This is a genomic window from Robinsoniella sp. (genome assembly GCF_034124845.1).
In genome coordinates, this window is record NZ_JAWYAJ010000025.1 from 20,784 (window position 1) to 27,071 (window position 6,288).

Annotated in this window: 7 protein-coding genes; all 7 read left to right on the top strand. The window is 37.6% G+C overall.

Going from position 1 to position 6,288, the window contains the following annotated elements; all coding sequences use genetic code 11:
- Positions 1-199: 199 nt before the first annotated feature.
- Positions 200-550, top strand: coding sequence for a response regulator (locus ACH2DQ_RS01280; protein WP_394915553.1), 351 nt, complete (start codon positions 200-202; stop codon positions 548-550).
- Positions 551-1,030: 480 nt separating this feature from the next.
- Entirely contained in the window at positions 1,031-1,798 is a 768-nt protein-coding gene (locus tag ACH2DQ_RS01285) for an ABC transporter ATP-binding protein (protein ID WP_394915554.1), read from the top strand.
- Positions 1,791-3,776 carry an FtsX-like permease family protein gene (locus tag ACH2DQ_RS01290; protein WP_394915555.1) on the top strand — a complete coding sequence of 662 codons (1,986 nt, stop codon included), beginning with the start codon at positions 1,791-1,793 and terminating at the stop codon, positions 3,774-3,776. Before ACH2DQ_RS01285 ends, ACH2DQ_RS01290 begins: the two co-directional genes overlap by 8 nt.
- Before the next feature lie 174 nt (positions 3,777-3,950).
- Complete coding sequence (locus ACH2DQ_RS01295; RefSeq protein ID WP_394915556.1) at positions 3,951-4,544, top strand: recombinase family protein; 594 nt, start codon at positions 3,951-3,953, stop codon at positions 4,542-4,544.
- A gap of 176 nt (positions 4,545-4,720) precedes the next feature.
- Positions 4,721-4,966, top strand: coding sequence for a hypothetical protein (locus ACH2DQ_RS01300; RefSeq protein ID WP_394915557.1), 246 nt, complete (start codon positions 4,721-4,723; stop codon positions 4,964-4,966).
- 400 nt (positions 4,967-5,366) lie between these two features.
- Entirely contained in the window at positions 5,367-5,756 is a 390-nt protein-coding gene (locus ACH2DQ_RS01305) for a GntR family transcriptional regulator (protein ID WP_394915558.1), read from the top strand.
- A partial coding sequence (locus tag ACH2DQ_RS01310) for an ATP-binding cassette domain-containing protein (RefSeq protein ID WP_395025199.1) occupies positions 5,734-6,288 on the top strand: 555 nt, incomplete at its 3' end. The genes ACH2DQ_RS01305 and ACH2DQ_RS01310, both read left to right, overlap by 23 nt.

The following is a 6,288-nucleotide window of genomic DNA, read 5'->3' on the forward strand; positions in this document are numbered from 1 at the left end:
AAGATTTGCTAAGATAGCCTGCAGTCTAACGGCTTTTTATAAAAGCCGGACTGCAGGCTATCTTTATAGAATACGGGATTCGACTTGGAAATATATAGGTGTAGTTTTGGTGTTATTGATAACATATACTAAAGGAACAATGAAGGACCGGAGATATCAATTAACCGGGTGGAGAGTGAGTTGGGAGGGGTGGCATAACATGAATATAATGGTCGTTGACAGTAATAAACAACACCTGGATGATCTTGTAGCTAAAATACAGCTGGTGTTTAAAAATGATACGATAGTTTCTTTTACAGATCCTTTACTGGCAGTTAAACATGCATTTAACTCCCATGTGGATCAATTGTTTACTGAGGTATTAATGCGCAGAATAGACGGATTTATGCTGGCATTACGGGTACGTAAATGTAATCCCATGGTTAATGTTGTTTTTGTAACAGAAAGCGACCGCTATATGCAGGAGGCAACAGCCATTTGTGCAGAAGGATACCTTATAAAACCGGTTACGGTAAAAAAACTTGAGGAATGCATGGAGTTTCAGCCTTAGGAATGATTAATTGACTCATTTCTTTAACTCTTTCGGATTGATAGTCATATACATATTAAACGAAATAGTTTGAACAATATGAAGATAGATGGATGAAACGCGATATAGTTGAGAAATATGCCTTGATATGATAATATAAAAATATTATATCAAGGCTCTTTTTGAACTTTCTTTTGCTGCAAAACTGCGGACCTCTCTGTAGTAAGCAGGGGTATAAAGATGGAAGATAATTTAATCACAATTTACACCATTTGACCATAAATATATAAGGTTTTTTAAGGATTTATATGAAATCTAAAATGCTAAAACCCCTCTAATATGGGCATATAAAGATATATAAAGAGTTATAAAGAGTTATATATTACCTTACAACCTTACAGAAATGTAAGCTGCATAATAGAAAATGTAAGCTAATATTATGGCAGTCTGATCCTTTTTTTATTACAATAAGGACAGAAAAAGTTAGAGAGGAAGAATACTATGGCACTTTTAGAAGTAAAAAATTTAAAAAAAATATATACCACCCGCTTTGGAGGGAACCAGGTGCAGGCGTTAACAGACGTTAATTTCTCGGTTGAGGAGGGGGAATATGTGGCAATTATGGGAGAGTCCGGTTCCGGGAAAACTACGTTGCTGAATATTCTGGCATCATTGGACAAACCAACCAGCGGAGATGTACTGCTGAATGGAAAGAGTATGCTTTCGGTTAAGGACAAAGGACTTGCTGCATTTCGAAGAGAAAATCTTGGGTTTGTTTTTCAGGACTTTAATTTACTGGATACCTTCTCGTTAGAAGATAATATTTATCTGCCCCTGGTTTTATCCGGTAAGAATTATAAAGAAATGCGTCAGAGGCTGGAACCTTTAGCGGAGAAACTGCATATTCAGGATATTTTGAAGAAATATCCTTATGAAGTATCCGGAGGTCAGAAGCAGAGGGCAGCGGCGGCAAGGGCATTAATAACCAATCCGCAGCTTGTATTGGCAGATGAGCCCACAGGAGCTCTGGATTCAAAATCGTCAGATCAGATGTTAAAGCTGTTTTCGCGAATTAATAAGGAAGGACAGACGATTCTTATGGTTACCCACAGTACCAGAGCGGCAAGCCATGCTCAGCGTGTACTTTTTATTAAAGACGGTGAGGTATTCCATCAGTTGTACAGGGGATCTATGAATAATGATGCCATGTTCCAGAAAATAACGGAGACCTTGACGGTATTAGCGTCAGGAGGTGAAGAGAATGCGTAATTCTTTTTACCCTAAAATGGCAGTTACGAACATCCGTAAAAATGCCAGAATGTATGTCCCTTATATGCTAACCTGTATCTGTACGATCATAATGTACCTGGTTATGAGTGCAATTTCAGGCAATCCGGGAATTGACGAGATGAGGGGAAGTGATTCGCTGCGGATGGTATTGCAACTGGGGCAGTCTATTATAGCTATTTTTGCGGTGATATTTCTATTCTACACGAATAGTTTCCTGATGAAACGCCGGAAGAAAGAACTGGGGCTTTATAGTATCCTGGGTCTGGAAAAGCGCCATATGGGAAGAATACTGCTCTACGAATGTATTTTTACCTCTGCCGTGTCCCTTGGGATTGGTATACTGGGGGGATTTTTAATCAGTAAACTGATGTTTTTAATTTTGCTTAAGCTGATTCAGACAAATGTTGATTTTGAATTTATCATGAGCAAGGATGCAATTAGCAGTACGCTGATTCTTTTTGGAAGTATATTTGCATGTACCCTGATTTCAAACCTTTTTACAACCGGTAAAAGCAATCCCATTGAACTTCTGTACGGTGGAAATAAGGGAGAAAAAGAGCCCAAAGCAAGATGGCTCACTGCCCTTATAGGACTAATATGTACTGCGACTGGATATATCATGGCAATTACGGTGAAATCTCCAATTGATGCTATTATTCAGTTTTTCATTGCAGTATTGCTTGTAATTGTAGGAACCTACCTGTTGTTTATTACCGGAAGCATTGCACTTTTGAAAATACTGAAGAAAAATAAGACGTTTTATTATAAGCAGAAGCATTTTACATCCATTTCCGGAATGATTTACCGAATGAAGCAAAATGCAGTGGGTCTTGCAAATATCTGTATTCTGAGTACGGGTGTGCTGCTTAGTATTGCCACAACCATTTCGTTAAACATAGGGATTGAAGAATTAATTCACAATATGTATCCGGAACAATATAACGTGACTTCTTATAATGCTACGAACGATAATGTAAACCAGATGAAGGATATTGTCTACGAAGAGGCCGAAAAAAATAACATTCAGGTAAAAGATTTTTTTTATTACCGTTACAATTCATTGGGAGTTACCCAGGAAGACAATGAATTACTGTTAAAGGGTGTGGATCAGGGGAATATGAGCGCCTCCATGTTTATGACTGTAGATAATTATAATGATGTGATGGGGACGGATAAGAAACTCGCTGACAATGAGGTATTCATTATTGATTTTAAGAAAGGTTTTCAGTATGCAACCATAAAAATTGGAGATAGAGAATTCAAGGTGGCTGAAGAAATCAAAGATAATAGTTTGATTGCGAACCTTACCATCAACATGCTGGATGGATATGGAGTTGTTTTTGCAAATCAGACGATTATTAATGAAATTTGTGCGGCAGCAGGTACGGGTGTCAACGATGGTAGTGAAGAACCAGATACTTTTATTGGATTCAATGCAGAGGGAGACCAGAAAACGCTGGATCATTATACCAATACTCTTCATAAGAAAATGAGAACAATGCTGGAAGAAAACGAAGATCTTTTTATAAATCTCAGCGACAGAGACAGTGGATCAGCAATGCTTCGGGCGTCTATCAGCAGTTTTCTCTTCATTGGAGTATTTATAGGAGTGCTATTTCTGATGGCAACGGTTTTAATTATATATTACAAACAGATTTCAGAAGGATATGAAGATAAGGAGCGTTTTGCCATTATGCAGAAAGTAGGTATGAGCAAAGGCGAGGTAAAGAAGAGTATAAGAAGTCAGATTTTAACCGTCTTTTTCCTTCCACTGGTGGTTGCCATTCTGCATGTTGCAGCAGCCTTTAATATGATGAGCAAGCTTTTATTTATGTTTGGCTTATTTAATTCAAATCTTTTTGTTATTTGCACAATTGGTACGATTATTATTTTTGCCATTATATACAGTTTTGTTTTTGCGATGACGGCAAAGACATATTATAAAATAGTTGGATGATTTTTTAGCAGAAATCTGTGTTAAGGCAGTACTTTTCCTTTTTTTGTTTCGAAATAGAGGGAAAAGTACTGTTTTTTTGTGCTAATTTATGAATTACCAAAAATTGGAAATAGTTTTCTTCCGATTTTCCGTTATCATAATTTCATACGAAAGAAGAAAGGAAATGATGAGATTATGAAAACATACGGTTATATCAGAGTGTCATCCAAGGACCAGAACGAGGATAGGCAGCTGCTTGCACTTCAGGCACTGCCTGTTTTAATGGAAAACATCTATATGGATAAGCTCAGTGGGAAAGATTTTAACCGTCCGGCATATAAGAGGCTGGTACGGAAGATGAAAGAGGGAGATTTGCTGGTAATTAAGAGCATTGACCGGCTGGGAAGAAATTATGAAGAAATCATTTACCAATGGAGGGTATTGACAAAAGAGAAGAAGATAGATATCTATGTACTTGATATGCCGCTGCTGGATACCAGGCAGGGTAAGGATTTGATGGGGACATTTATTGCCGATCTGGTGTTGCAGCTATTAAGTTTTGTAGCGGAAAATGAACGACAGAATATAAGAACCAGACAGGCAGAAGGGATTGCAGCTGCACGTTTAAAAGGGGTTCGGTTTGGCAGACCGCGCAAACCTATTCACCCGGATTTTCCGAAATGGAAGAAGCTTTGGCTGAAAGGAGAAATATCCAGTCGGAAGGCGGCGAAGAAAATGGGGATATCCCATCAGACGTTCCTTAATTGGTTAAAATTGGAAAATAATTAATTTTTTATCAAAAATTGTAGACTTTTTTTGCCAGTTAAAGTAGACTTTTTTTGACAGATTAGAAAGTGGTAAATAATAGCATTTAACCCTACATTTAGTATTATACATAGTATGTCAAAAAAAGTCTACTTTTCTAGACAGTTGCTATCATATTGTTCGGAAAGGAAGCACAAATTATGGAAAACTTTAAAAAGTCTGTACTGGATATTTTAGCGCAGGAGCTGGATTGCTATGTATCAGATTTGCGCCAGGTAAATACCAAATACAATAAGTCAAAAATATGTGCAGCCATCAAAGATATCCCGGCGCTGCAATTCCCGGCAGGTGAATGGAATGTAACCATAAACTATATGTTAGAAGAAGATGCAGACTATCAGAATTCCGAAGATGCAAGAGCTTATTTGCTAAAAAGCTTAGAATAATTTTTTAAATATGCTTCGGGTGTATTGTCAGCACATATATATACATTCATACATAAATGGGAGTAGAGAAACTGTTGTATTGAGTAGGTGGGCGGTAAGAGCCGGTAAAGAAAAATGAAAGAAATGGTACGAATTGTGCAGAATCCGGGTAATTTTCACGCATAGGTGAGAAGGACCCGGAATTTTTTGTGTTAAAATTCAATAGTTTTTCTGTTTCAGCATGATGAGTACAGTTGTTTACGGAACATTTTAAACTGCAGGCGACGCACTTGCTGATAAAAGAAAAGGTCGGTTTTTATCTTCAGATTTTCCTAAGAATTATGGCGTTGACAATAGAGGTATATGTGTACTAAGATAGATAGTACAGATGATATGGCAGTATTTCAGAAAGGAGAGTCTCATGATTATTGTTGACTACAAAGACAGGCGGCCCATTTATGAGCAAATTGTGGAAAAGTTTCAAATGCTGATTGTGAAAGGCGTTATGGAGCCTGACAGTCAAATGCCTTCTGTACGCAAGCTGGCAATGGATTTATCGATTAACCCAAATACAATTCAGAAAGCGTATACGCAGCTGGAGCAGCAGGGGTTTATCTACCCAGTAAAAGGAAAGGGGAATTTTGTCACAGGAGACAGAAATCTGCTGGTACAAAAGAAGAAAGTTGTGTTTGATGATTTTCAGACCGTTGTATCACAGGGAAAGGAATTAGGAATCACGAGGGATGAATTTTACATTAAAGTTGATGAGGTGTATGGGGAGGTAAAATATGATAGAAGTAATGTCCATTAGTAAGTCATTTGGCGATATTAAAGCAATTACGGATATCAGCACCACGATTCGGGAAGGTTCCGTATTTGGCTTGGTTGGAACCAACGGAGCTGGAAAAAGTACCTTCATGAGAATTCTGAGTGGGATATTAAAGGCAGATAAAGGCTCGGTTAAGATTGATAATATGGAGGTTTTTGAAAATATTCAGGCAAAAAAGCTCATTTGCTTTATTCCCGATACACCGTATTATTTTAACAATGCTACGGTTAAGGAAATGATGGAGTATTACAAGATTATCTATCCGGAGTTCAGTGAATTTCGATTTATAGAACTGGTAGAAAAATTTGGTTTGGATATGAAGCGGAAAATTAATACGTTTTCAAAAGGTATGAAAAAACAGGTATCCGTACTACTGGGTATCTGCACAAATACGAAATATCTGCTGTGTGATGAAACATTTGACGGGCTTGACCCGGTTATGAGACAGGCAGTGAAGAGTATCTTTGCAAGTGAGATTTTAAACAGGGAGTTTACACCTATTATTGCATCCCAT